The sequence below is a fragment of the Trinickia sp. HAY1-2D genome (assembly GCF_056754935.1).
The window spans coordinates 83,328-108,146 of the sequence record NZ_JBPGWX010000002.1 but is presented as its reverse complement, the minus strand read 5'-3'; the positions used below and the strand labels follow the sequence as shown (position 1 = coordinate 108,146).

The 24,819-nt window shown below is 61.2% G+C and carries 21 protein-coding genes; 6 read left to right on the top strand and 15 right to left on the bottom strand.

Annotation, left to right across the window (positions count from 1 at the left end; all coding sequences use genetic code 11):
- Positions 1-28: 28 nt before the first annotated feature.
- From ACR9ZC_RS07380 to motA, 4 genes are all read right to left on the bottom strand, one after another.
- Positions 29-1,351 (bottom strand): DegT/DnrJ/EryC1/StrS family aminotransferase, encoded by a 1,323-nt coding sequence (locus ACR9ZC_RS07380; RefSeq protein ID WP_481579825.1) that lies wholly within the window; start codon positions 1,349-1,351, stop codon positions 29-31.
- 48 nt (positions 1,352-1,399) lie between these two features.
- Positions 1,400-3,157: a glycosyltransferase gene (locus ACR9ZC_RS07375; protein WP_481579824.1), complete on the bottom strand. Its 1,758-nt coding sequence runs from the start codon at positions 3,155-3,157 to the stop codon at positions 1,400-1,402.
- 298 nt (positions 3,158-3,455) lie between these two features.
- Positions 3,456-4,439: a flagellar motor protein MotB gene (gene motB, locus ACR9ZC_RS07370; RefSeq protein WP_481579823.1), complete on the bottom strand. Its 984-nt coding sequence runs from the start codon at positions 4,437-4,439 to the stop codon at positions 3,456-3,458.
- Between the two features lie 10 nt (positions 4,440-4,449).
- Complete coding sequence (motA, locus tag ACR9ZC_RS07365) at positions 4,450-5,325, bottom strand: flagellar motor stator protein MotA (protein ID WP_331570954.1); 876 nt, start codon at positions 5,323-5,325, stop codon at positions 4,450-4,452.
- A 448-nt stretch (positions 5,326-5,773) separates the two neighbouring features.
- Between motA and ACR9ZC_RS07360 the strand changes: the two genes are divergently transcribed.
- Positions 5,774-7,498, top strand: a complete 1,725-nt coding sequence (locus ACR9ZC_RS07360; RefSeq protein ID WP_481579822.1) for a carboxylesterase/lipase family protein — start codon at positions 5,774-5,776, stop codon at positions 7,496-7,498.
- Positions 7,499-7,580: 82 nt separating this feature from the next.
- Here the strand turns inward: ACR9ZC_RS07360 and ACR9ZC_RS07355 are convergent, their stop codons facing one another.
- The 7 genes from ACR9ZC_RS07355 to ACR9ZC_RS07325 all read right to left on the bottom strand — a co-directional run bounded on the left by ACR9ZC_RS07355 (position 7,581) and on the right by ACR9ZC_RS07325 (position 14,939).
- Positions 7,581-8,540 (bottom strand): hypothetical protein, encoded by a 960-nt coding sequence (locus ACR9ZC_RS07355; RefSeq protein ID WP_481579821.1) that lies wholly within the window; start codon positions 8,538-8,540, stop codon positions 7,581-7,583.
- Positions 8,541-8,589: 49 nt separating this feature from the next.
- Positions 8,590-9,633 (bottom strand): hypothetical protein, encoded by a 1,044-nt coding sequence (locus ACR9ZC_RS07350; protein WP_481579820.1) that lies wholly within the window; start codon positions 9,631-9,633, stop codon positions 8,590-8,592.
- 73 nt (positions 9,634-9,706) lie between these two features.
- Positions 9,707-10,156: a hypothetical protein gene (locus ACR9ZC_RS07345; protein WP_481579819.1), complete on the bottom strand. Its 450-nt coding sequence runs from the start codon at positions 10,154-10,156 to the stop codon at positions 9,707-9,709.
- A gap of 3 nt (positions 10,157-10,159) precedes the next feature.
- Positions 10,160-11,116 (bottom strand): hypothetical protein, encoded by a 957-nt coding sequence (locus ACR9ZC_RS07340; RefSeq protein ID WP_481579818.1) that lies wholly within the window; start codon positions 11,114-11,116, stop codon positions 10,160-10,162.
- 69 nt (positions 11,117-11,185) lie between these two features.
- Positions 11,186-11,551: a DUF4150 domain-containing protein gene (locus ACR9ZC_RS07335; RefSeq protein ID WP_481579817.1), complete on the bottom strand. Its 366-nt coding sequence runs from the start codon at positions 11,549-11,551 to the stop codon at positions 11,186-11,188.
- Entirely contained in the window at positions 11,536-12,816 is a 1,281-nt protein-coding gene (locus tag ACR9ZC_RS07330; protein WP_481579816.1) for a DUF2169 family type VI secretion system accessory protein, read from the bottom strand. Before ACR9ZC_RS07330 ends, ACR9ZC_RS07335 begins: the two co-directional genes overlap by 16 nt.
- Positions 12,817-12,827: 11 nt before the next feature.
- The gene (locus ACR9ZC_RS07325; protein WP_481579815.1) at positions 12,828-14,939 is read right to left on the bottom strand and encodes a type VI secretion system Vgr family protein; all 2,112 of its coding nucleotides are present in this window, start codon (positions 14,937-14,939) and stop codon (positions 12,828-12,830) included.
- 157 nt (positions 14,940-15,096) lie between these two features.
- On the opposite strand from ACR9ZC_RS07325, the gene tssF reads away from it, so the two are divergent.
- On the top strand, positions 15,097-16,965 hold the full coding sequence (gene tssF / locus ACR9ZC_RS07320) for a type VI secretion system baseplate subunit TssF (protein WP_481579814.1): 1,869 nt from the start codon (positions 15,097-15,099) through the stop codon (positions 16,963-16,965).
- A gap of 46 nt (positions 16,966-17,011) precedes the next feature.
- On the opposite strand, the gene ACR9ZC_RS07315 is transcribed toward tssF, so the two are convergent.
- The 4 genes from ACR9ZC_RS07315 to ACR9ZC_RS07300 are packed head-to-tail and all read right to left on the bottom strand — an operon-like array spanning position 17,012 to position 19,909.
- Positions 17,012-17,584, bottom strand: coding sequence for a hypothetical protein (locus ACR9ZC_RS07315; RefSeq protein WP_481579813.1), 573 nt, complete (start codon positions 17,582-17,584; stop codon positions 17,012-17,014).
- A 24-nt stretch (positions 17,585-17,608) separates the two neighbouring features.
- Positions 17,609-18,142: a DUF3592 domain-containing protein gene (locus ACR9ZC_RS07310; RefSeq protein ID WP_481579812.1), complete on the bottom strand. Its 534-nt coding sequence runs from the start codon at positions 18,140-18,142 to the stop codon at positions 17,609-17,611.
- A gap of 11 nt (positions 18,143-18,153) precedes the next feature.
- Positions 18,154-19,140, bottom strand: a complete 987-nt coding sequence (locus ACR9ZC_RS07305; protein WP_481579811.1) for an aldo/keto reductase — start codon at positions 19,138-19,140, stop codon at positions 18,154-18,156.
- A 13-nt stretch (positions 19,141-19,153) separates the two neighbouring features.
- The gene (locus ACR9ZC_RS07300; protein ID WP_481579810.1) at positions 19,154-19,909 is read right to left on the bottom strand and encodes an SDR family NAD(P)-dependent oxidoreductase; all 756 of its coding nucleotides are present in this window, start codon (positions 19,907-19,909) and stop codon (positions 19,154-19,156) included.
- 151 nt (positions 19,910-20,060) lie between these two features.
- Here ACR9ZC_RS07300 and ACR9ZC_RS07295 point away from each other — a divergent pair, with 151 nt between their 5' ends.
- The 4 genes from ACR9ZC_RS07295 to ACR9ZC_RS07280 all read left to right on the top strand — a co-directional run bounded on the left by ACR9ZC_RS07295 (position 20,061) and on the right by ACR9ZC_RS07280 (position 24,791).
- Complete coding sequence (locus ACR9ZC_RS07295) at positions 20,061-20,993, top strand: LysR family transcriptional regulator (protein WP_481579809.1); 933 nt, start codon at positions 20,061-20,063, stop codon at positions 20,991-20,993.
- Between the two features lie 357 nt (positions 20,994-21,350).
- Complete coding sequence (locus ACR9ZC_RS07290; RefSeq protein WP_481579808.1) at positions 21,351-21,761, top strand: group I truncated hemoglobin; 411 nt, start codon at positions 21,351-21,353, stop codon at positions 21,759-21,761.
- A 69-nt stretch (positions 21,762-21,830) separates the two neighbouring features.
- Entirely contained in the window at positions 21,831-22,457 is a 627-nt protein-coding gene (locus tag ACR9ZC_RS07285) for a methylamine utilization protein (RefSeq protein ID WP_481579807.1), read from the top strand.
- Between the two features lie 9 nt (positions 22,458-22,466).
- A complete protein-coding gene (locus ACR9ZC_RS07280) occupies positions 22,467-24,791 on the top strand; it encodes a putative bifunctional diguanylate cyclase/phosphodiesterase (protein ID WP_481579806.1) in 2,325 nt (774 codons plus the stop codon).
- The last annotated feature ends 28 nt before the right edge of the window (positions 24,792-24,819 follow it).

Below are 24,819 nucleotides of genomic sequence, written 5' to 3'. Positions count from 1 at the left end.
GTGGCGTATAAAGGGTTCGCTCGCCGTTTCAATTCGAACGGCGGCGCGCCGCGCAGGAAAGGACGACGTCGACGATGCGCTGTTGATCGTCGCTATCGAGATCCGGGTAAAGCGGCAGGCACAGTACTTCGCGCGACACTTCGTTCGCGACCGGCAAGTTGCGCGAATCGGACGACGGCAATCCGCGATAGGTCGGGAACTCACTGATGAGCGGAAAGAAGTAGCGACGCGCCGCGATCTGATGCTCGCGCAGCGTCTGATAAAGGCCGTCTCGGCTCAGCGCGAAATCACGTGTGATCCGTACCGGGAAGTAGGCATAGTTGCGCGTGCAATGGGCGGCCGTCTCGTGCAGCACGATGCCCGGCACGCCCGCGAACGCTTCGCGATAGCGCCGATCGATTTGCGCGCGCGCTGCGATCACGTGTTCCATATGCTCGAGTTGCAGCAGGCCGAACGCCGCCTGGACTTCGTTCATCTTCCCGTTGATGCCGGGCGCGACGACGGTCGTCTCGTCGATGAAGCCGAAGTTCTTGAGGTTGTCGATGCGGCGTTTCATCTTGGCGTCGCGGCAGACGATCGCGCCGCCTTCGAACGTGTTGAACACCTTCGTGCCATGAAAGCTCAACACGGAAAGATCGCCATACTCGAGCACCGAGCGCTCGCGCACGCGCACGCCGAACGCATGGGCTGCGTCATAGATCACGCGCAGTCCGTACGTGTCGGCGAGCGCGTCGATGCGCTCCACGTCGCAGGGATTACCGTAGACATGCACAGGCATGATCGCCGTGGTAAGCGGCGTAATGGCCGCTTCGATTCTGGCCGGATCGAGATTCATGCTGACCGGATCGATATCGGCGAACACGGGCCGAATGCCGTTCCAATGCAGCGCGTGCGTGGTCGCGACGAAACTGAACGGCGTCGTGACGACTTCGCCCGTGATCTTCAGCGCCTGCAGCGCCGTGATCAGCGCGAGCGTGCCGTTGGCGAAAAGCGATAAGTGCTCGACGCCGAGGTAGTCGCACAGGGCCGCTTCGAGCCGCTGGTGAAACACGCCATTGTTGGTGACCCACTTGCGCTGCCAGATCTCCTCGAGATAGGGCGTGAACTCGGCGAGCGGCGGCAGATACGGCTGCGTCACCGGCACGAAGCCCTGCTTCGGATCCGCGAGCGTCGATACACGCGTATTGATCGGGTGCTCGCCCTCGCCGGCTTGCCCGGCTAGCCCGGCTTTGCCGGCTTGGCCGCTTTGTGCGGCCTCGTCGACACCGACCGGCTGCAGCGCGCTCGCCGACGCGTGCATCGCAGACCGATCGTCGAGGGGAACGGCGCTCGGCAATTCGTTAGGCTTCATCGGGAAAGCAGTCCTCATCAATCGTCAGCCGAACCGGATGCATGCGCATCAACCGGCGAATTCCGGCGCGCGCCCCTTGGAAAACAGGAAAAACGGTTCGCGTCCATTGCAGCCGAACGTCTTGGGATCGACCTCGGCGAGCACCTCCGTATGCGAGTAGAGATCGCCCGAGAGACCGGCCGCGCGGAACCGGTCGACGATATCGGCCCCGAAGAGCCGCACGTGATCGCTCTGTCCGAAGTAGTGCGTCGCGAATGGGCCGCTCACCGGCTTGTTGAGCTCGAAGGTATTGCGCAGCACCGGGGAAAAGGGCGTCTGGGCAATCAGATGGCCGTTCGACGCGAGGCAGCGGGTCAGCTCGGCCATTGCGCGGTCCGGATTGGCGACGTGCTCGAGCACGTGATTGCAGATGACCACATCGAAATAGCCATCCGGGAAGTCGAGCCGTTCCACGTTGAGTTGGCGGTGATGGTGGACACGCGGGTGCAGATCGCCGACGACATATTCGAGCGGCGCGAGCGCGCGAATCCGCGGCTCGATACGCGCTTCCGGCGCGATGTGAAGGATCCGCTTTTGCGGAGCGTCTTCGAGCACGCGCGAAAAAGCGAGATAAAGCCACAGATGCCGGTCGCGATCATTGCAGCCGCAGTTGGGGCACTGATAGTGTTCGAGCGTCGAACCCACCGATTCCACCTGCTGCATGAAGCTGCGATCGAGTTTGCCCGCTTGGGGATGAGGCAACCAGCCGGACACAGACTGCTCGCAGACCACGCAAAACGGTTGCTGCTGGGCCGGTTCGGCGGTTGCGGCGGTTGCGGCCGGTGCGCTCGCCACCGCCGCCGCGGCCTGCGCGCGATTGTTGCGAGTGCCCACACGCTCGGCCACCGCCGCGCGCGCATGCGCGAGATCGGCGACGAAGCGCTCCGACGTATAAAGCTGATGAGGCGCAAGCTCGGTGAGTTCGCCGAGATTGGCCAACAGACGCGCGATTTCGGGCAAAGCCGGCGCCCAGCGCCCGTAGAGCCCGCGAAGCGCACGCTGCGCCCCTTCGAGCGTGGCCCCTCGCAAGTTCCCGGCAGCCGCTTCCCCACGCACCATCAGTTCCCACTCGTAGAGGCCCGCGCTGTAGTTCGCGCCCGCGGCCGCCGACGCTTGCGACGAATGCTGACGGAATGCGCTCAGATAGCCGCCGACGGCGAGCAGCGGGGCCTCCGCGGCACAGTTCAGATAGAGCGCCACGTCACCGAGGAAATCGAGTACCCACGTCCGGTAATCGAAAGCGCGCGAAATATCGACGCGGTCGCGCACGAGCATGACGTTGCTCGGCTCACCGATGAAGTTGTTGATCCTGCCGATCATGTTCTCGACCAGCGACGCTCGGTCGATGAGCGCGGCCTGCCCGGACGGCAGCAGCGACGGGGGCGTCGCGATGATCGCGTCGTTCTCGTCGATTATGACGCGTGCATGAAAAGCAAGCGCGACGCCGGGATTCACGCGCAGCGCGTTCACGAGCGTCTCGACCGACTCGGGCATCAGCATGTCGTCGTCGAAGAGCCACTTGACGTATTGGCCGCTCGCCTTGTCCCACAGTGCGCGCGAATTGCGCGTGCCTTTTTGGAAACCGTGATGGAAATACCGCACGCGTGGATCGTCGAACCGCTCGACGATTTCCCGCAGCACGCCCTGGGGCGTGTCGTCGCCGACGAGGATTTCGGTGTCCTCGAACGTCTGGTTGAGCGCGCTCAGGATCGCGCGTCCCAGAAACTCGGCCTTGTAGGCGGGAATGAGAATGCTGACTGTTGGCATTGAAGCGGTCCTTCGGTGATTGAGCCGGCGCGGCGACCGGGGCGCGGCGTCAGCGGTAACGAAGCTGCGGCGCCGAGCGGTTTTTGCGATGCTGGAAGATTAGCGGCGGCGATCGTGCTTCAATCGGCCAAACAGACGCCGATTTGGCCGCTATATTGGCGCTTGAGCCCGTGGAGCGGGGCTCGGAGGCTTGTACGGATGGACGATGATGCGCCAGGAAACGGCGGCCGGGCGGCTGAGCCGCCGCCCAGGAAGGAGGCTTGGCGGCGCTCCGGCCCCCTTGGGGCCCGAGGAACGCTCAGGAACGCGCCGCGCTTTGGGGCGGCCGCGCCGCCAAGGGCCGAATGGCTTGTCGAACCGTATCGCCGGCCGGCTGCGATTCGTCGATCGACGTGCGGCCGCCGTCGCGGAAAAACGCCTGTTCGGCCGCCTTGTTCATGACGAGGATGCTGATGCGGCGGTTCGTCGGCTCGGCCGCGCCGTTGCCCGCGAGCGGCAACACGTCGGCAAGACCGCGCACCTGCAGCACCTTCTCGTCGTGCAGGCCGCCCGCCACGAGCGCCCGGCGCGCCGCATTGGCCCGTTCGGCGGAAAGCTCCCAGTTCGTGTAGCCGACGGGGCCGCCCGCGTAGCGGACGTCGTCCGTATGACCGGCGATCGAGATATGGTTGTCCACATCGTTGAGCGTTGCGCCGATCTGCTGAAGGATGTTTACCGCGTAGGTTTCGAGCCTGACGCTGCCCAGCGCGAACATCGGCCGCTTTTGCGAATCGACGATCTCGATGCGCAGGCCTTCCGCCGTGATCGAGATGCGGATCTGATCGCGATAGGCGTTGAGCGCCGGCGTATGTTCGATCAGCGCCGTGAGTTTGGCCTTCAGCTGCTGCAAACGCTGCATGTCGGCCTGCTCCGGCGAGGGCGCCATTCTGGCGCTCGCCGGCTCGGTCTGGGTCTGTGCGCCCACGCCGGGCCGCGTATCGATGATGTTCTGACCGCCGCCTTGCACGATGCTGGGCCGCACGGCGTCGGCGCTTTCCTTGCCCTCGATCATCGCCGAGAGCGGCGTGTTGAAATAGTCCGCGATGCCTTGCTTGTCGTACTTCGACGTCGAACCGAGCAACCACATGAGCAGGAAGAACGCCATCATCGCCGTCACGAAGTCGGCATAAGCGATCTTCCAGGCACCGCCATGGTGGCCAGCGTGTTCCTCGCCCTTTTTGCGTCGTATGACAACGCTCATCGGCCGCTTTTCGGCGGCGTCGCGTGAAAGCCTGTCACCCATGCCGCGCCCCTTAGGCCTGCGCCTTCGCGGCGCCCTTCGTGGCGCGCACGGCGTCGTCGAGTTCCTGGAACGTCGGACGATCGGACGTGAAGAGCACCTTGCGACCGAACTCCGCCGCGATCGAGGGCGCGTAGCCGCTCAGCGAGGCGAGCAGCACCGCCTTCACGCAGTGATAGGGCTTGGCGGCAGCACGTCCCTTGGCGTTGAGCAGATCGGCGAGCGGGCCGACGAATCCGTAGGAAAGCAGGATGCCGAGGAACGTGCCCACGAGCGCGCCCGCGATCATCTTGCCGAGCACGGCCGGCGCTTCGCCGACGGAGCCCATCGTATGCACCACACCCATGACGGCCGCGACGATGCCGAACGCCGGCAGACCGTCGGCCATTTTTTGAATCGCGTTGGCGACGATCGATTCTTCCGCGTGGTGCGTGACGAGCTCTTCGTCCATCAAGTCCTGCATTTCGAGCACGTTGATGTTGCCCGTCGACATCATGCGCAGATAGTCGAGGATGAAGTCGAGCAGATGGTGATCGGCGACGATATGCGGATACTTCTGGAAGAGCGGGCTTTGTTCGGGCGCATCGACATCCGACTCCAGCGCCATCATTCCTTCCTTGCGGGCCTTTTGCAGCAGCTCGTAGAGCAGCGCGATGAGCTCGAGGTACTTCGCCTTGTCATAGCCGCGGCCATGAAAGACGGTGGGCAGGCTTTTGATCGTTTTCTTGAGCGTCGTGATGGGGTTGCTGACAACGAACGCACCGAACGCGGCACCGAAGATACAAAGAAGTTCGAACGGCTGCAGGAGCGCCGGCAAATGCCCGCCTACACCGATGAAACTTCCGATCACCGAACCGAGTACGACGATCCATCCAATTGCGACAAACATGTTCTCTCCCTATAGCCGCGAGTGCATTCACTCGCGAGCCTTGCCGCGCGATGAGGTCGATGAGGGCGCCTTGCATCCGCTTAACGCAATGCGAATGCGCATGCCCGCGCTATGCCGAGCCGAGCGAGCGGCATGGGGCCCATGACCGATTCGATAGCCGCGGCGGCACGGCTTCGTTTCCTTCTGACTTGCTAACGGCTCGGCAGAGGCCGGTCTGAAGACCGGGTTCAAACGAAATTGCTCGCCGGTTGAGCCCCAATTACGCGGCTCGGTATGAATGACCGGCCCGCTGAATCGTCACGTTCATTTTTATTCGACGATGGCTCGCGTCCTCATTCGGTCCGGTTTCCCAGCGAAGCCCGGATCAATGCGCGTGGCCGCAACATCATCGAGGGCCATTTCACCCTGCCCGCGCCGCTTCGACGGTTCGGGTCAGAAGAGGCCACCCATGAAATCGATAGGTTTTGCCAGTACGCGCCGATATCCGGCGCTCACCGCCGCAGTTGTGCTCGTTGCGCTGCTCTCTCCAGCGGCGGCGTCTGCCGCGCCGGCCCTTTCCGCACCGCGCGCCCAATTGCCCGACGGCGTGATCGAAGGCGTCAGTATCGACACGGGGCAGACGCGGGTGCATGCGTTTACCGGTGTCCCGTATGCCGCGCCGCCGGTCGGCCCATTTCGCTGGCGCGCTCCCCAACCCGTGGCGCGATGGGCCGGCGTGCGGCGCGCAACCGAATTCGGGCCGCGCTGCATGCAGTCGGACGGATTCGCAAAGACCTCCCGCTCCACGCGAATGAGCGAGGACTGTCTTTACCTGAATATCTGGGCGCCGCCCGATCCGCAGCGTGCCAAGCTGCCGGTCCTCGTTTATTTCCACACCGGGGATTTCGAAGGCGGTGACGGATCCGACGCACGCATTGACGGCGCGAATCTCGCGGCGAAAGGCATGATCGTCGTCACGGTGAACTATCGGCTGGATGTGTTCGGCTTTTTCGCGCATCCCGATGCCGCGCAGGAGTCCGGGTATGGCGCGGCCGGAAACTACGGTCTGCTCGACCAGCTCGCTGCGCTCAGATGGGTGCGCGAGAACATCGCGCAGTTCGGCGGGGATCGCGAACAGGTCACGATCGGGGGCCAAGGCGCGGGTGCGGTGTCAGTCAGCGCGCACATGGCCTCGCCGCTCTCGCGGGGACTCTTTGCGCGAGCCATTGGACAAAGCGCCGGCGCGTTCACGCCGATCAACTTCTGGACGAAGGAATACGCCGAAGACGTATCCAAAGCATTTGCGAACCGGCTCGGGGCGTCCACCCTGGAAGCGCTTCGTTCCCGCCCGGCCGAGGCGCTGCTCGATGTGCAAGACCCTGAGGACGAAACGCCGTTCGGATTCTGGCCTACCGTCGACGGTTATTTTCTGACCGAGCGGCCCGGGGCCGTCTTCGCTGCCGGCGGGCAAGCGCGCGTGCCGCTGATGGTCGGATCGAACTCTCAGGAGGTGCACTTCAGCCGCGTGCTGGAAGGTCGTGCACCCACACCCGAAAACTGGCGGCGCATGCTCGAGGAGATCTTCCCGCACAACTACCCCGCACAAATCATGGCGCTATACCCGGGTGGCGACGAGCAGGAAGTCATGCGCTCGGGCACGGCGCTCGCGAGCGACATGATGTTCGGCATCAGCACGCGCCTTTGGGCGGACTTGCATCGGGAAACGGGCGCAGCGCCCGTCTACTACTACTTCTTCACGCAGCCGCGTCCGCCACTGGCGCGCCCGGTGCCCGGCGAGAAAGCCGACCCGCGGCCCGAGCCGGTCATGGGCGCCGAACATGGCGCGGAGGTCGAATATATGTTCGACAATTTCCGGCAACAGCCTCAGTACGCCTGGACCGATGAAGATCGCAAGATCGCGCGCGTGTTTTCCGGCTACGTTGCGCGGTTCGTCAAGACGGGGGATCCGAACAGCGAAGGGCTCGAGAAGATCGGTTCGCCGAAGGACCGCCCGAGCTTCCAGCGCGATGGGCTGCCGCTCTGGCCGCCTGCGCGAGAAGAGCGTAGCGGACTCGTGCGCCAGTCGATCGGGAGTGACACGCGCTCGATTCTCGACACCGATTCGGAGCGGTATCGCCTCTTGCATGTGCTTTATAAGACCGCGTTTCCGCATGTGGCGGGCATGAAACCCTGATTGGCGTCGGGCGCGGGTGTCGATAGGCGCCCGCGTCTTGGCGCTGAGTCGCTGCGCAATTTCATCAATATCGATCGTGTCCTCAGGACCTAATGGACGGATTGTCGGGATGATCGATACGTGTCCATACGTTTCCGTCGAACCGGACCAGGTCCTTGGCTCCGATCGACCAAAGCGCATCGTCTGTCGAATCGACAGTGTAGGTTTCGACTTCGGGGTTCAGTCCGGTTACGACCGGCGCGATCGCATGCCCGTCATAGGCAAACAAGCCCTTTGTCGTGCCGAGATAGACCTTTTCCTTGAACTTCGCGAGCGACCAAAACGTAGCGTTGTCCGCGATATCGCTCACATCTCGGAAGCCCCTGACGATATTGCCGTTCAACAATGTGCCGTTCGCGCCGCCGATCCATACGTCGTCCCGCCCATAGCAACGAATGCACTCCAGATTCGCCTCAGTCTCGAGCTCGATTTGCCGCCATGCGCTGCCGTTCCAGTGGTAAAGGGAACCGTTGGAACCGGCGGCATACACATCGTCCTCCGAAAATCCGTCGATTCCGTTGAACACGACATACTCGTCCGATGCTGCATGACGAAATGCCAAAGGTGCCGACACCAGTGACTCCCACGCACCGTTGCTTCGCGCATAGACCTGGCTGTTGAACCCACATGCAAACAGCGTCTTACCGATCTCTCGAATCGAGCGCAGGTAGCCAAGATTGCCGAAACGCACGCCAGCGTCCGAAATCTTTTCGGTGGCGGAAGAGCCATCCTTGCTCGTCCACAATTCGACCTCGCCTTCCTTGGAAAGCGCAACCAGTTGCCTGCGTTCCGTACCCGTTTGCTTCCTTTCGCAGACAGACACGACGTTTGCATTGAGGTCGTGATAGAACCACTGACGGCCGGGATCCAAACGGCCAACGTACGCGCTCATACGCGTATGCGCATAGTCGGCAGAGTCCACCTCTTCAAGCTGAGTGGCGAGATAGACGATGTCGCTTTCAACCGCACAACCTGAGACGAAATAGACTTCTGTACCAAGCATGCGAACACTCCCCAGCTCTGACAAACTTCTCTGGCGCCCATCGATTTCGCTAGCGGATAGGAACATTGTCCGGGTGATCGATGCGAGCCCAAGATGAGCCATCGAAGCGCACGATATCTTTTTCTCCTACGGACCAGAGCACGTTGCCAACCGAGTCGACCGTGACCGCGTCGCTCACTGGCGGAGTCAACCCGGTGACAACCTCGCCGATTTTCGCGCGAGGATCGTTGAGCTTGTACGAGTAAAGGCCTAAGTTCGAGCCGAGGTACAAGTTCCCACTGAAAAGTGCCATTGAGTAGAACAGCTGATTGTCCTCTACGCTCGACACGTCTCTGAAGCCATCTCGCGCATTACCGTTCAGAAGTGCGCCATTGTGACCACAGACCCAGATGCTGTCGGGAGATTCGATCAACACGCGGTTCAAATAGCCCACCTCGGGAATCGCCAACCCGCTCCATCTGCTTCCGTCGAAGTGGAACAATCGTCCCTCCATGCCTGCCGGACCGGGGTAGCTTCCGCAAACGTATATATCCGCCTCGTTAGGCCCACCTATGTCGCTCAACAACAATCGCTGATCGATCGGCAAGGTCTGCAACAGACCGTCATCCATATGATGCCAATTATTGGAGCTCAGGCGTTTGTATACCTGCCCGCCTGCTCCGCAGACAAACAGAAAATCCCCGATCTGTCTGATCGAGCTGACGTAGCCCCAGCCGGTAGCGTCCGGGACGAATACGCCTGCGCCCGGAATTTTTTCTTCGACGATTGTCTCTGCAAAGCTGAACTCCACATGTCCTTCGTGCGACATGCCGACCAACGCCCAGTCTTCGGTTTTACCGACGCCCGGTGGCAGGTAAGTCGTAGCGCTGCGCGCCCACCACTGCGTTTCGTGACTAGTCCAGGGTTCGGCGCCGCCCTCGATGTATTGGAACCAACGAGTAAATGGAGTGTAGGGCTCGTCGCTGTCGGGGGACCCGGCGATCAGCAGCCAATCGTCTTCGATGACTTTCGCTACCGTGAATGTGACGTCTGTTGCCATTAGCGCCTCGGTCCGCGCCGCGGTGTCGTCGACGGTGATGGAAGCTTTTTTCATGCCCCAAGATATTCGCCGACATCTACAACAACCTGACGGTACCAGACGAACAGCCAATGCCTGCGGCCGTCCCCTAAGACAGTTTCGCCATATCGGCAAGATCGTCGTCCCACCATCCCGCTTTGAAGGCCGTAACCGTCAACGCTTCGAAGTCGTCCGCTCCGAAGCCGGACAGGCTGATTGCCAAGTTCTTGAAGACGATGAATCCTTGCCCCACATATGCGTCCGCATCGAGCTGCTTCAACTGCTCAATGGTTTTCGCGTGCGGTTGCTGAAAGACCCGTACCCCTTTGACAATCACATTCGGATAGGTGGATGGAAACCCAATCTCTGCAACGCCACCATCCGCACTGTCATAGGTGATCAAGCTGGCGTCGCGCACCTCAGTGCTGTCACCGAGGATGTTTTTCGAGCTGCGCGTCGGAGGGCCCCACAGCGATTCAACTTCGCTCGCGGACATCCCAAACTTGATCTCCGCAACGCCGCTTTGCGGGAATACATCGTAGTTTCTATTGCGATCCATAGTTCAACCCATCGGCAATAAGCCGTTCTTCTGGAGGCATTTAAAGTACTCCAGCATCTCTAGCATCGCTTCGTTGTACCTTCTGGCGTCTTTGATCTGTTTGGCGATTCGACGCACATCTTGTATTTCCTTGAGCATTGCCTCGCGCCACTTTCCCTCTTTCAGTAGACTTTCGATCATAGCGCGGTAGCGCCGGCCCACCCGTCCGTTTTGACCATTGCTCGAAGTCAACGCGTGGTCGTCGGGATCCATCTGGATCGCGGGGCCGTTGTTGCGCTTGAGCGGACTAACATCGTCGGCGGGCATATGGTGAGAGTCCTTTCCGTCATTCGCAGGTTTGCTGGTCTTGCCGTGCGCGCCCCCCCTATATTTCCCCTTGCCCGATCCTTGTTTCAGATGATCGCAGGGGCCCCCTTTGATCTTCCCTCCGTCCGCCCCCTTGGGCGGTTTTTCTCCCGCCGCGGCCTCTTTGGCGGCACGCTCCTCCGCTTCCTTCGCCTCTTGCTCAGCGATACGCCTCGCCTCTTGATCCGCAATTCGCTTTGCCTCTTCTTCCGCAAGCTTCTTCGCTTCCTGTTCGGCCAACTCCTTTGCGGCCGCCTCGCCAGCGTCCTTGGCAGCGAGTTTTGCAGCGCCCTTTACGCCGAACTCGGCGACCTTTCCAGCAGTACCTGCCACGGGCACCAAGTCCAGCACAGCCGCGCCACCGGAAATTCCGGCTTGCACGAGATTACCCTCCGCCGCATAGACAAGCGCATTGGCGCCGTCGAAAACGGCACCGACCTCGGGAATCGCCCCGAGCGCATCGAGGCCGCCATGGATCCATTGGCCCGCGGAACCGAGCCAGCCAGCCTCCGCAGCCGTCTCGGCGACGACGGCCGGATTGGCAGACGCAGCCGGCGCGCGCGAAACCGCCACTTCGCCTTGCAGTCGGCCAATCGTATTGCCCTGATTGCTCACGAATCGCTCCGAAGGTCCCACGTTACTCGCATTGCCCAGCCCGCAGCAGCATCGTTTGATGCACCGCGTTCAGGCTGGATAATCTCCGTTCATCCAAAACTGATCGCCATGCCGGATGATCGGCTTGCCTTCCACTCGCACCGTTGAGCTTTTGTCTTTAGGCCAGCACTGCGCCCCGACCGTACCGCTTTTGATTCCCTTTGCCGTCCCCGCTGCGTCGCCGATCGTCGACGGCGCGTAGCTGGAATCGAATCGCACGACGGATTTTCCGTTAGCTCGAACCGAGACTGCAGTCGCCCGACTATCGCCAAGGTCAGCCGTGACTGGATAAGGCACTGGCGGCGTACTACTGCCCATGGGCGTTTTGCACACATCCGGCATCAACGACACGATCCGCCATTTCCCGTCTTTACGTGCCGTCACGTTGTTTGCCATGCCGCCTCCTCGTGCCTTTGCGTCGATTGCACACCCGTTCGAAGCAGCGGCGCGCATACATCTGTTTCAAAACGCGCTTCGCATATGCGCACTTCCGGCTGCAAAGGGAAGACCGCCCGCCATGTCGTGGACACTTTCATTTCCTCGGTGTCGATGAACACCGTGTCGAGCTTCATCGCAATGGGTGCAATTGCACCACTCGTAAAACGTAGCGCTATCAGCGCTCGGTGCCCGGGCAGGCGGGCACGCAAAAACCCGGCACGCGTGTCCTGAGGCGGCGCCAGATTCGCCAGTTCGAATGCAAGGCGCGGCGTAGGCCACGAAATCTGCTGATCGTCAGGAGCTGCATTCCAGTATCGAAAGTCGAAGTCGCTTGGCAAATACGGCCACACGGTCTGCTCCCATTCGGTGTCATACGTTCCGGCACGTTGGAGCCGCGGTGTCCATGCGCGCCCGATCGGCCCAATACCGAACGGTTCGTGCCGGTACTGAGCTACGATCTCAGCCATTTGCCTTGAATCGATTGCTGTCCCGGGATGTCTGACTCGATCGATACCCTCGATGGGATCATCCCACGCCTCGATCTGGGGGGCGCGCAAGTGGTCGATTCGCGCGAGCTCCTTCGGCTCACTGAGAATATCCGGCGATGCTATCGTTCCATCTCGCCCGGCCTCATCGAAATAGCGCGCTTCGATCCAACCACAACCCAGGGGGTTGCTAAAGCAGACCTCGTTCAACCGGTCCTCCGTTGAGTCGCCCGATTTGACGATACTCATGCCGCCGTATGCGTACTCCCATCGAACGGGGACAGCCGCACACAACTCTGGCTTTCCACAGCGCCATCCTCTCCAAGTCTTAAAAAAAAGTCGCGGCCCCGAAACTCGGATGCCCTTTTCGACAACAAGCTTCTCATCGTCCATAATTCGCACGCGCGCCGGCCAAGATTCAGCGGGAATGCCGTTCGGCGCGTAGGACGTCGCGCGTATCAATACATCGCATCTCGGTTTGAAAGGCGCGAGATCGCTCTCGACCCCGATGCTGCTCTTGGCCGTCTCGCCCTCGAATTCGTCTGCCATTGCCAAAGCAACGGCCGCATCCCCTTCGAGCAACGCGCAACGGTGGGTATCCCTTGATGTGTCGGTTGCATCATGGACCGGGTCAAGTCGATATCCAGCCTTGAGTGCAACAACGTGAAACTCGTTACGCTGCACATCGATGGCATTGAACGCGATGGCGTGTAATGGCGTGAGATTTCGAAACTCCATAGCGCGCGTCTCTAATTTAGGTCGACAGTCTTACCGTCAACCTCGACCGATTCGGAGCCAGCGATGTTGATAGCCACGCCTGTGATCGTGATGTGTCCGTTACTCTCGAGGATGATCACGGACTTCCCCGTCCTCAATTCGATCCGATCGCCTGCCGTCACGGTGTACGTTTTCCCGACCATCGTCGTTTTCGTGAGCCCGACCTCCTCGGCACTCGCCAACCCGACGGCCGTATTCATCGCGCCCGCAACCGTTACCGTATAGGCACCTCCGATCGTCAGCGCCTTGGCCAGCCCTACCGTCTCCGCCGATGCCAACGCGATCAAAAGGTTCTGTGCGCCTTCGATCGTCTCGCTACGATTGCCGACCACCGTCAGCGTCTCATTGCCGCCGACGCGCTCTGTGCGGTTCACCCTAACCGTAATCGTCTCGTTGTTACCGACTGTCTCGGTACGGTCATGATTGACGTTCACGGTTTCGTCATGCACGACCGTCTTCACCCGATCGTTGCCGACCGAATGCGATTCGTCATGCTCGACTTCGATCCGCTGATCCTTCTCCGCATGAATCCAGAGTTCCTCCTGACCGAGCTTGTCTTCGAAGCGGATCGCATTGGCGTTTTCGCGTGTAGCGCCTTTGCTCGATCGCGTCAGAAAGCCGCTTTGTGTAGCATTGGCCGGCAGCGCCCACGGCGGCATGTTTTGCGCGTTGTAGACGCGCGAGGTAATGAGCGGCCGGTCGGGATCGCCATCGAGAAAGGAGACCACCACTTCATCGCCGATGCGGGGAATCTGGATCATCCCGAAACCGCGCCCGGCCCAGGGCTGCGCGACACGCACCCAGCACGAGCTCGCTTGATTGCGCTTGCCGAGACGGTCCCAATGAAACTGAACCTTTACGCGCCCCAGCTCATCCGTGTAGATTTCTTCTCCCTCAGGGCCGACCACAATGGCGGTTTGGGGCCCCGCGATCGTGGGCCGTTCGGCTGCGAGCACGGGACGGTACGGGATCTTCTTGCGAATGCAGGTGAAGCTGCACGAGTAGGACGCAGCGCCGTCGCCGGCCTGGTAGTTGTTTTGGCCGCTGTGCGTGACCGTCGTCAACAGAAACTGCCGATCTTCAGCCGGCGCGCCCGCATGATCGTAGTGTTCGTCGAGCTCGAAGTATCGCGCCGGCATCAGCCGCCGGCTCGTCGTCGCGCCCGTGAAGACTTTGCTGTGGGCGGCGAGCGCCTCGGTCCTGAACCGCGCCAGTTCCTCGCCGCGATCGCTGTCGGCAAAACCGTGAGCGCCCAGATAGTCATAGACCTCGAACGAAGCGACATCGCCCTGGTCGACTTGCGTGCTGTTGGACACAGCACGCCGCGCGCCGGGTGCCTTGTAATCGAACGTCTTGAGGGCGACTTTGCCGGATTCGAGTTGCCGCGAGGCTTGGAACGAGGTCACGACGTCGCGGTCGTCGAGCGCCTCGCCCTGCAGGTAGGGAATCGACGGACTGCGGCCGTCGATCGGCTTCGCCGTCACCGAGGTGTCGGTAACGATCAGCTTGTGACCGTCTTTTGTGTGTTCGAAAAAGAAAAAGAGGCCCTCTTCCTGCATCAATCGCAAAACGAAGTCGAGGTCGCTCTCTTTGTATTGCGTGCAGTAACTACGATTTTTAGTAGGCTTCATCAATCTGAACGCATAGGAAGCCAATGCGCCATATTCCTGAAACACTTTCTCCAGAATCGCCTGAACCGGTTGCTCCTGGAATATCCGGATGTCCTGCCGCCGCGAAAGCATCCATACCCAGGGTCGAATGGCGGCACTATAGAGTGCGAAGCCGCCATCGGTATCGAGATGCGTGAAAGCGGCGACATAGCCATGAAAGAAGCGCTCTTCGGAGCTGGCCAGCGCCGACGTCAGCTGCAAGGTGACCGTCACAGGCTGCCCGATCATTTGCTTCAACTCGATCTTTCGATCCTGCGAGGCCAATCGCACGTGAATTTCGAAAAGCTGAGACAAACCTTCCGTGCATTGGAAATCGACCACCACCAATTCGGAGGGCCCTGCCAACGGCGTTTTTATCGTGAGCAGGCGATTGCCCTGGAGCCGGAAGAAACTCGCAATCTCGGACATTTGCATGGGAAACCTCGAAACGTCGCACGAGGGAATCGAGATATTACCGTCGGACGAATGCCAAATGAAACGTTTTTTAGTTGAAAAAACCGTGACGGTCGAACAGGTACAAGGAACGAGGCGGCGGCTGACGGCTTTCAATGCCGCGTTCGATGGAGCGTAGATGGAAGACTTGCTTGCGCACTACGAATACGAACTCGGTCTCATTGCCGACGCGTTGGCCGAGTTCGGCAAGCGCTATCCGCGGATCGCGGCGCGGCTCGGCTTGTCGAACGGGCATTCCGACGAGCCGCATGTCGAACGCCTGAGCCAGGCGTTCGCGTTTCTGGCGGCACGCATCGGCGTGAAGATCGGCGACGATTACCCGGAATTCACCGAGCCACTGCTCGAGCTGCTGTATCCGGGCTACTTGCGCACGGTGCCATCGTGCGCGATCGCGCAGTTCGATCCGTCGCCCGTCGTCGATCTATTGACCGAACCCCAGCGCGTGGAGCGCGGCACCGAACTCGATGCGCTCGCCGCGCATTGCCGCTTCACGACCGTCCATGACGTGACGCTTTCGACGCTGCGCATCGATGCGGCGCGCTTCGCCCCCGCGATTTATGCACCATCTACCGTACAGCTCCCGCCCGATGCTTCGGGACTGCTCTCGATCGCGTTTGCAGCCATCACACCGACGCAGCACTTCGACGATTCGGTTCCATCGTCGCGTGTGCGCGTTCATCTTGCCGGCACGCGAGCGCTCGTTTGCGCCCTGCTCGATGCGATGCTGTTGCATGCGCGCGCCGCATTCGTCGAAGCGGACGATAGTGGGCGTTGGAAAGCGTTGCCGGTCGTGCCATTCGAGCAGGTCGGCTTCGACGACAACGATCGGCTATTGCCGCGCGAATCGCACGGCGCTTCAACGCCTTTTCAATGTCTGCTCGAATACTTTGCGTTTCCCGAGCTGTTCGATTTCGTCGATATCGACATGGGGCGAATGCGCCGAGCAGCAGGACCGGCAGCGCGGATCACGCTGCATGTCGCGGTATCCGGCGCACAGGCGGATTCGGCGGCCGGCCGAGCGCTGCGTACGCTCGACGCTTCCGCCCTCAAACTCGGCTGTACGCCGGTCATCAACCTGTTCAAACGGCCAGCGGCGCCGATCGTGCTCACGCCGACGGACACCCGCTATCCCGTGCGGCCAGTGCCGCTTGCCGCCGAGTCCGTGACCGAAGTCTTTTCGATCGACAGTGTTTGGCTCGGGGAGCTCGCTGGCACCGACAAAACGGCGCCGCGGGCCGAGCGCGGCACGCGCATCGAGGTGCAACCATTTCGTGCGTTCGGACATCGCCCGGGCGCCACGGGTTCGGCGGTCTACTGGATCGCCGCGCGAGACCGAGACGCCGCGCTCGTCGGCAGGAACGGCGACTTGCTGCTATCGCTCGTCGGGCTGGATGGTAAGCCGGCTCGCGCCGCGCAACCTCAACTCGACGTGGAGACGACCGCGACCAACGGCGATCTGCCGTCGAGCTTGCCGATCGATTCGCCCGATGGCGATCTCTCGAATGAGCAAACGGCGCTTTCATGCCCGATCAGGCTATTGGCGCCCCCCAGCGGCCCCGCCGAACTGCCGCGCGGCGATGGTGCCTTATGGCGGTTGTTGTCAGCGCTGACGCCGCATGCAATCGAGCTCACGCAAGCGGGGCTGCCTTCACTGAAAGCGCTGTTCGAGCAGCATGCCGCCCGCTCCAGTCTCGCCGCGCGCCGTTGCATCGACGCGCTCGCGAGCCTCGGCTGGAAACCGGCCATCGAATGGATGTCGCTCGACGATTCGTTTCCTTCTTTCGTGCGGGGTATGGAAATCACTGTCGGATTCGATGACGCGGCGTTGGTCGATATCAGCCTCAGCGTTTTCGCCGCCATATTGGCGCGCTTTTTCGAATCGTATGCGTCGACAAATAATTTCGTGCGGTTGGTTGTGCGATCGGCGCGGACCGGCGCGGTACTGATTCGGTGTCCCGCTCGGCGAGGGGCTCGGCCGTTGGTTTGAGTTCGGCTTCGAGCAGATGCGTTGTCCGCTTATGGGACGTATCAAGTCAATGCAAATAGCCGGCGAGCAATCCAACGCCTGCCCCGGCTTGCACACCTGCGGTCAATCCATGCATGACGAGCACTGCCGGCGCGTGCGCGATCGCATCATGGAGGAGCCACGCGAATCCTGGATTCATGATCCCGAGCGTGAGCATCGCGGGGTTGATGCCGAGCAGCATGGCGGAGCCCGCTTCGCCGACGAAGAGCCCTGCCCCCGCGTCGACATAGATAGTGCCGCCCTGAATATTCGAGCGCGTCAACTCGTCACCGCGAAAGGCGTTCGTCATATAGACCGAACCGCTGCTCGGAAAGGATTTCGCCGAGCCCGCGCCGCCAACTTCTCGCCCCGCCACTTTCGGCAACCTCAATTCGGGCAACGTCATCTTGGGCAGCTTGATTTTCGGCAGCTTAGCTCCAAAACCGAGGCCCACGCCGATACCGCCGTAATGAAAGTCCTGCTCTTGCTGGGCCGGGTCGTTGAGAACGATCGTGCCTCCGGAAGCGACGACGAACTCAATGCTGACGCCGCCCGTCGCGCCTGTCGTATAGGTCCATTTACTGGGTCTCAGGAGAGACATCGGTGCACTCCTCAAGAGCTCGGATCATTGGCGCGACGGCAGATTCAACAAGCCGCAGACGATCGCAGCGCTGCCCAGCACCGCCAAAAACAGCGTGGTATCCCACAGCGCGCCGAACCGATCGAGCGTCGCACTATGTCGGGGCGTTTCGGGGAGATAGCGAACTTGCACGGCATCGCCGATCTTCATGCCGAAGATCATGCCACCTTGCGGATAGGCAATGGCTTCGCCCGATTGCGTGACAAATGCGATCTGCGGGTGACTTCCGCCCGCATTGAGCGCTATTACGCGGCCCGGAACGACGACAGACGCACGAAGAAAATCGCGCGTCGAATGGATTGTAAAAATCGCCGCGATCAGACAGCCGATGCCGATGGCGATGGCAATAAAAGCTTTGGTCATGAAAACTCGCTTCGATTTGGAAGGGGCGAGTGCAGATTCCGGCAAATACTGTTTGGCGATTCTAGTACAACAGTGCGGCGGACGGCAGGTTACAAGGCAGAGCCGAAGGCCGGAAGAGCGCATACTGCCCCCCCGTCCGGCCAGCTCCTCCCGCATCGGGAGCGCCATCACCACCGTTGATGGACATACGGCGCGATTTTGTCCAAATACAACTTTCGCAGCGCGGCCATTGCGGCGTCGGTCAGCGGCGGCAAGTCGCTTGCCATGTTATTGGCCTTGGCTTGCTCCGCATTCTTGGCCCCGGGGATTACGGTCGTCACGCCCTCGTTCATCAAAATCCAACGCAGCGCGAATTGCGCCATCGTGACGCCCGGCGGAACGAGCGGCCGGATTTCATCCACGGCTTCGAGCGCCACATCGAACGGCACACCCGCGAATGTTTCGCCCTTGTCGAACGCCTGCCCCTCCCGATTGAAATGGCGATGATCGTCGGCCGCAAACGCCGTTTCCGCCGTCATTTTGCCCGTCAGCAGGCCCGACGCGAGCGGAACACGAACAATCACGGCAATCCCTCTCTCGCGCGCTTGCCGAAGAAACAAATCGGCGGGACGCTGCCTGAATACGTTGAAGATGATCTGCACCGACTTGACGCCGGGGTATTCGATCGCCTTCAGACCTTCCTCGACTTTTTCCACCGAGACGCCGTAGTGGCGGATCTTTCCCGCTGCGACCATGGCGTCCATGGCATCGAAAACCTCCGGCCGGTAGTAGACCTCAGTCGGCGGACAATGCAGCTGCACCAGGTCGAGACATTCAGTGTCGAGGTTCTTGAGCGACCGGTCGACGAACGCATTCAAATTGGCCGCCGTATAGCCCTGCGCCACATGAGGGTCGAGCCGGCGACCCGCCTTGGTCGCGACGAAGGGTTTCGGCCCGCCGCGCTCCTTCAGCACGGCCGCGATGATGCGCTCGGAGCGGCCATCGCCGTAGACATCGGCCGTGTCGATAAACGTCGTGCCGCTGTCGAGCGCCGCATGCAGCGCCGCCTTTGCATCGCTTTCCGACACCTCGCCCCATGAGCCGCCGATCGCCCACGCGCCAAAGCCGATCTCTGAAACGACTTGCCCAATATTGCCAAATGGCCGTTGATTCATTGTCTTTCCTCTTTCAAGGCATCAGTTGCCCGCCATTCACTTCGATGATCTGGCCGGTGATATACCCGGACAGCGCGGGAGAAGCGAGAAACAAAAATGCGCCAACGCATTCCTCGGGCGTGCCTTCGCGCCCCATCGGCACCGACGCGGTTTGCTGAGCAAGCAGTTCCGGCGGCGTGTATTTATCGTGGAACGGCGTTTGAATGAGACCGGGCGCCACCGCGTTGACCCGTATGCCGTCGCGGACGAACTCCTTGGCATGGCCGCGCGTCAGGCTGCTGACAAAGCTTTTAGTGGCGGCGTAAAGCACTGCGCCCGCGCCGCCCCCGGTGCGCGCGGCCACGGATGAAGTATTGATGACGTACCCGCCGGCCGCCTTCAGAAACGGGTGAGCGGCCACCGTCGCCTCCCAGACCGAGCGGGCGTTCAGATTGACGACCTCATCGAAATGACCGGGCGGCATGTCCGTCGAGGCAATGCGCCCCAACATGCCGCCGGCGTTGTTGACGAGTCCGTCGAGGCCGCCGAGCATGTTCGCCGCGGCCTGCACGACGCTCGACGCAGCGCCCGGTTCGCCCAGCTCGCCTTGAATCAGCTCGATACGGTCCGGCCATTCGGCGCGCAGCGCTTCAGCGGCCGCCTTGCTACGGTTGAAGTGAGCGACGACGTGAGCGCCCTGTGCTGCGAATGCGCGAGCCACCGCGGCTCCGATCCCGGTCGACGCGCCCGTGACGAAAACCCTCGTGCCGGCCAAATCACTGATCCGCATGTGCTCGAAATTCGGCATACGTTTCCTCTCGAAAAGCTTCGTTCGCAGCCTTGGCAAGCGCCGCCTGTCGCCGCCGTTGCATCGGTTCAGAGGCAATGATTGCACGGCGTAGAATGAACTGGATTCATTGCGCTATTGAATATCATTCATCATGAGCAAATCAGACCGAATCGACTTCGCGGATTTGAAGTCGTTTTTAGCGATCGTCAGGTGCCGCAGCTTCAGGCTCGCCGCGATCGAACTGGGGCAAACGCCGTCGGCCGTCAGCCATGCCATGCGCCGGCTCGAAGATCGCCTCGGCGCAAAGTTGCTCAACCGTAGCAGCCGATCCGTTTCGACGACCGCGGCCGGACGCGATCTTGCGGCGCGGTTGGAGGAAGGTTTCAATCAAATCGGCTCGGCGCTCGAAACCTTCGAGGCTCCCGGCACGGCACGGCTCGGAGAAATCCGCTTGAACGTGTTCGCGGACGCCGCGCATTTGCTGGTCGCACCGGCGTTGCCGGAGTTCACGCGCATGTGTCCCGACGTGCGCCTGACGGTCGTCGTCGAAAACAGGCCGATCGACATCGTGGCCGAGGGTTACGATGCCGGCATTCGCTACGGGCATTACGTCCCGGAGGATATGGTCGCGGTGCCGCTGACGGGGCCCCAGCGATGGGTCATGGTGGCCTCGCCGGACTATCTCGAGCGACACGGCTCGCCGCGCAGCCTCAAGGATCTGTCCGATCACACGTGCCTTCAACTGCTGCTCGGGGACAACTCGAGCTATCGATGGGAGGTCAACGATGGCGGCGAGGCTCGCCGCCTTCGAGTACCCGGCCTACTGACGATCAACGACACGGCCACGACGATCGGCGCATGCAAGGCGGGGCTGGGTATCGCGTATGTGCTCGAGGCCCGTATCGCCGACGAGCTGGCGCGAGGCGAATTGCAAATCGTGTTGAAGAAACACGCGTTCGACGAAGACCCGTTTCACATTTACTACGGCAGCCGCCGTTACAAGCACCCCGCGCTGATGACTTTGATCGATATCGTACGCCGACAGCAGTCGCTTCCGAAGCTCGCCAGGGGCTCTTCGCGCTGAAACAAGGCCATCCCAGCCTCATTCGCCGTGCCTCGCGCCGTGAGGACGCGAAATGTAAAACGTTTACATTCAAAATATTCCGCGATTCTCCGTAAGTGCTTTCCCCCCACTCAAGTCGATTCGATTCAGGCCGATAACGCAAAAGAGCGACGGTGACGCGCATTTCGTCTACCTTGAAAGGGATCAGTCGCTCGCGCATGTCGCTATTTCCGTAAGGGGGCGCCGGCGCGCCCAGACCCATACAGTGCGAAATGCCGTGCCGGACGGCATTTCCGTGCGTCGTCGTTCGCAAGACGGCGACGCCTCATTCAGCGAGTAGCTTTGATGCGCACGCTCTCCCGCCTTTCGATTCATTGCATGCTGACGATGTCAGCGCTGGCCGCGACGATCTCAACGCCCGCGTTCGCCGACGATTCGCTCTATCGCCAATTCGGCGGCAAAAAAGGTATCGAACATGTCATCGACGATTTCTACGATCGAATGCTCGACGATCCGAGAACGAAATCGTTTTTTGACGGCGCATCGATTCCGCATATCGAAAAAATGCTCAATCAGCAATTCTGTGCGTTGACGGGCGGCCCCTGCGTCTATACCGGCCGTTCGATGAAGCGGACACACGAGGGATTGGGCATCGACGGCAAAGCATTCGCCGCCGGGATCGACGATCTGAAACAGGCGATGCAGAAGAATCACATTCCCGTCGATGCGCAGAACAAGCTGCTGGCCAAGCTGATGCCGATGGCGCACGACATCCAAGATCGCCGATGACGAGATCAAGGCGATCTCGGTGTGAGCGAGGACGCGCGAATGCGCACCCGTCGGTACGGGGAGATCGACATGCGAACTATGCGGAGCGTGGGGCTGACGTGCCTTGTCAGCGCGCTGTGCTTGCACGCCGCCAGCGCAGGGGCGGAGCAGTTGCGTGCGTCCGTCGTCGATCAAACGGGCGCACCGGTAGTCGATGCGGTCGTCTACGCCATGCCGATCGACATGAAGGTGAAAGCGCCGGTGTCGAAACGGCCAAAAGCCATCATCGATCAAATCAAGCGGCGCTTCGTGCCATTGGTGTCTGTCGTGCAGACCGGCACTGCCGTCGCCTTTCCGAACCGCGACAACATCGAGCACGATGTCTATTCGTTCTCGCCGGCCAAGCGGTTCGAACTGCATCTTTATCACGGGGTGCCGGCTAAGCCTGTGATGTTCGACAAACCCGGGCTAGTGGTGATGGGCTGCAACATCCATGATCAGATGATCGCGTACTTGCTCGTCGTCGATACGCCTTGGTTTGCGAAGACCGACGCCCGCGGCCAAGCATCGATCGACAATGTGCCGGGCGGCGCTTATCGGCTCGCCGTCTGGCACTATCGGATGGCCGCGCCTGAGCAACGTCCCTCGCGTGATGTCTCGGCCAGCGCCGGCGCTGGCGAGCCCGCAGCGTTCACCCTTCAACTCGAGAGCGAATAGGTGAGCGCCATGCGATTCAAAAGCCTGCGCGCGAGAATTGCGTTCGTCGTCGTGCTGATGATGCTGGGGGCGCAAGCGGCAGCGTATGTCGTCATCAGTTCGGTCATCGAACGCAATGCGATCAGCAACGCGCAAGAGCAACTCGCTGTCGCTGAGCGCGTCTTCCGGCAAGTGCTGAGCACCAACGCCGAAAAGCTGACGCAAGCGGCCACGGTCGTGGCGGCCGATTTCGGATTTCGCGAGGCCGTCGCCACGCATCACGAAAGCACCGTCGTTTCGGCGCTGAGAAACCACGGCAGCCGCATCGACGCCGACCTCGTGATCCTGGCCGGTCTCGACGGCAAGCTCATTGCCGATAGCCGCGGCTATACGCACGGCAGCCAGGCGTTCCCCTTTCGCGCGTTGATGCAGACCGCGACGCACGGGAGCGAGCGCTCTGCGATCGACGTAATCGACGGGCGTCTTTATCAACTCGTCGCCGTGCCCGTCAAAGCGCCGCTGCCCGTGGCTTGGGTCGCGATGGGTTTTCTGATCGACGACAGGATGGCGCGCGAGATGGCGAGCTTGACCTCGCTCGACGTTTCTTTCTTCGATCAACAGCCTGATGGACGCTGGACCACGTTGGCGAGCACGCTGTCGGCCCAGCGTACTGCCCACATGAACCCGAGCGATGTGGCGGACGATCGCTACGCGACGCGTGTGATCTCGCTGACCTCCACGGGCAAGCCGGTCGTCGTCGTGCTCCAGCGCTCGCTGACGGCCGCGATGGCGCCGTTTCATCGGCTGCAGTCGACCCTGCTCGTTATTACGCTGATCGGCGTCTTGCTGTCGATCGCGGGCAGCATCGTGACGGCCCGCAGCGTAACGCGCCCGATCTCCGCGCTGAAGCATTTCGCGCGCCGCGTCGGCTCCGGCGATTATGCCGAGCCGATCGCCGTCAGCCATCAAGACGAAATCGGTGAGCTCGCCCAGGCGTTCAACCGCATGCAAGAAGGTATTTCGCGCCGTGAGCATCGGATCACCGAGCTCGCTTACACCGATCGCCTGACGGGCCTGCCCAACCGCGCGATGTTCAGCGACAGGCTGCAGCAAGCCATTGCGGAGGCCCTCCCGAACGAAACGCCGTTCGGCGTCATGCTGATGGATCTCGATCGCTTCAAGTACGTCAACGATACGCTCGGACACCCGATCGGCGATTTGCTGCTGCGCGAAGTGGCGCTGCGTTTGCGCGATGCGTTGGCGGTTCATTCGGGCTTGGTGGCCCGCTTGGGTGGCGACGAATTCGGCGTGCTGTTGCCCGATGCCGATCTCGCCGATGCGGAGCGAGTCGCCATTCAAATACTGAAGGCGCTCGAGCAGCCGATCTCGATCGAGGGACAGCCCGTCGACGTCGGCGCAAGCATCGGCATCGTCACATTTCCCGATAACGGCGTAGACATGAACGTGCTGCTGCGGCGAGCCGACATTGCGATGTACGTCGCGAAGCGATCGAATGCAGGCGTGGCGCGTTACGAGGAGCGCTACGATAACAGCAGCGCCGAGCGGCTTTCGCTGATGAGCGAGTTGCGGCGCGCGGTCGAGCAAGATCAGTTGTTGCTGTTCTATCAGCCGAAGGTCGATCTCTCGACGCAGACGGTCAAATACGTAGAGGCATTGGTTCGATGGGATCACCCTACGCGCGGCTACGTGTCGCCCGATCAGTTCATCCCATTTGCCGAGCAGACGGGATACATCAAGACGATTTCGTATTGGGTTGCAGACAAGGCCATTCGGCAATGCGCGATGTGGCGTGAGGTCGGCATCGAATTGGCTATATCCATCAATGTTTCGGCGCGCGAGCTGATTCAGTCGTCGCTGCCCGACACGTTCTCGGGGTTGCTGCGCAAATACAATGTCCCGGCCGAATTGTTGTGGATCGAGATCACCGAAAGCGCGATCATGGACGACCCGAATCATGCGATCGAAACACTCGATCGATTGCACGCGCTAGGCATACGACTCTCCGTCGACGATTTCGGAACCGGCTATTCTTCGTTGTCGTATCTGAAGCGAATGCCTGTCGATGAATTGAAAATCGACAAATCGTTCGTTATGGGGATGACCGAGAACAGGGACGACGAAACGATCGTGCGTTCGACGATCGATCTTGCCCACAACATGGGGCTCAAGGTCGTTGCCGAAGGCGTGGAGTCGGAAGCTGTCTTGCAACGGTTGACCGATCTCGAGTGCGACTTGGCGCAGGGTTTCCATTTGAGTCGACCGCTGCCGCCTGATCGGCTCGAAGCGTGGCTCAACAGCTGGCATGAGGCCCGCTGTGTGACGGGTGTGCGGTAAAAAGGGCGCCCCCCAAAGGGCGCGACGT

Excerpts from the sequence above, each read along its gene's own strand:
- ACR9ZC_RS07380 (WP_481579825.1), bottom strand. The coding sequence starts at position 1,351 with ATGAAGCCTAACGAATTGCCGAGCGCCGTTCCCCTCGACGATCGGTCT.
- ACR9ZC_RS07375 (WP_481579824.1), bottom strand. The coding sequence starts at position 3,157 with ATGCCAACAGTCAGCATTCTCATTCCCGCCTACAAGGCCGAGTTTCTG.
- motB (WP_481579823.1), bottom strand. The coding sequence starts at position 4,439 with ATGGGTGACAGGCTTTCACGCGACGCCGCCGAAAAGCGGCCGATGAGC.
- motA (WP_331570954.1), bottom strand. The coding sequence starts at position 5,325 with ATGTTTGTCGCAATTGGATGGATCGTCGTACTCGGTTCGGTGATCGGA.
- ACR9ZC_RS07360 (WP_481579822.1), top strand. The coding sequence starts at position 5,774 with ATGAAATCGATAGGTTTTGCCAGTACGCGCCGATATCCGGCGCTCACC.
- ACR9ZC_RS07355 (WP_481579821.1), bottom strand. The coding sequence starts at position 8,540 with ATGCTTGGTACAGAAGTCTATTTCGTCTCAGGTTGTGCGGTTGAAAGC.
- ACR9ZC_RS07350 (WP_481579820.1), bottom strand. The coding sequence starts at position 9,633 with ATGAAAAAAGCTTCCATCACCGTCGACGACACCGCGGCGCGGACCGAG.
- ACR9ZC_RS07345 (WP_481579819.1), bottom strand. The coding sequence starts at position 10,156 with ATGGATCGCAATAGAAACTACGATGTATTCCCGCAAAGCGGCGTTGCG.
- ACR9ZC_RS07335 (WP_481579817.1), bottom strand. The coding sequence starts at position 11,551 with ATGGCAAACAACGTGACGGCACGTAAAGACGGGAAATGGCGGATCGTG.
- ACR9ZC_RS07330 (WP_481579816.1), bottom strand. The coding sequence starts at position 12,816 with ATGGAGTTTCGAAATCTCACGCCATTACACGCCATCGCGTTCAATGCC.
- ACR9ZC_RS07325 (WP_481579815.1), bottom strand. The coding sequence starts at position 14,939 with ATGCAAATGTCCGAGATTGCGAGTTTCTTCCGGCTCCAGGGCAATCGC.
- tssF (WP_481579814.1), top strand. The coding sequence starts at position 15,097 with ATGGAAGACTTGCTTGCGCACTACGAATACGAACTCGGTCTCATTGCC.
- ACR9ZC_RS07315 (WP_481579813.1), bottom strand. The coding sequence starts at position 17,584 with ATGTCTCTCCTGAGACCCAGTAAATGGACCTATACGACAGGCGCGACG.
- ACR9ZC_RS07310 (WP_481579812.1), bottom strand. The coding sequence starts at position 18,142 with ATGCGGGAGGAGCTGGCCGGACGGGGGGGCAGTATGCGCTCTTCCGGC.
- ACR9ZC_RS07305 (WP_481579811.1), bottom strand. The coding sequence starts at position 19,140 with ATGAATCAACGGCCATTTGGCAATATTGGGCAAGTCGTTTCAGAGATC.
- ACR9ZC_RS07300 (WP_481579810.1), bottom strand. The coding sequence starts at position 19,909 with ATGCGGATCAGTGATTTGGCCGGCACGAGGGTTTTCGTCACGGGCGCG.
- ACR9ZC_RS07295 (WP_481579809.1), top strand. The coding sequence starts at position 20,061 with ATGAGCAAATCAGACCGAATCGACTTCGCGGATTTGAAGTCGTTTTTA.
- ACR9ZC_RS07290 (WP_481579808.1), top strand. The coding sequence starts at position 21,351 with ATGCTGACGATGTCAGCGCTGGCCGCGACGATCTCAACGCCCGCGTTC.
- ACR9ZC_RS07285 (WP_481579807.1), top strand. The coding sequence starts at position 21,831 with ATGCGAACTATGCGGAGCGTGGGGCTGACGTGCCTTGTCAGCGCGCTG.
- ACR9ZC_RS07280 (WP_481579806.1), top strand. The coding sequence starts at position 22,467 with ATGCGATTCAAAAGCCTGCGCGCGAGAATTGCGTTCGTCGTCGTGCTG.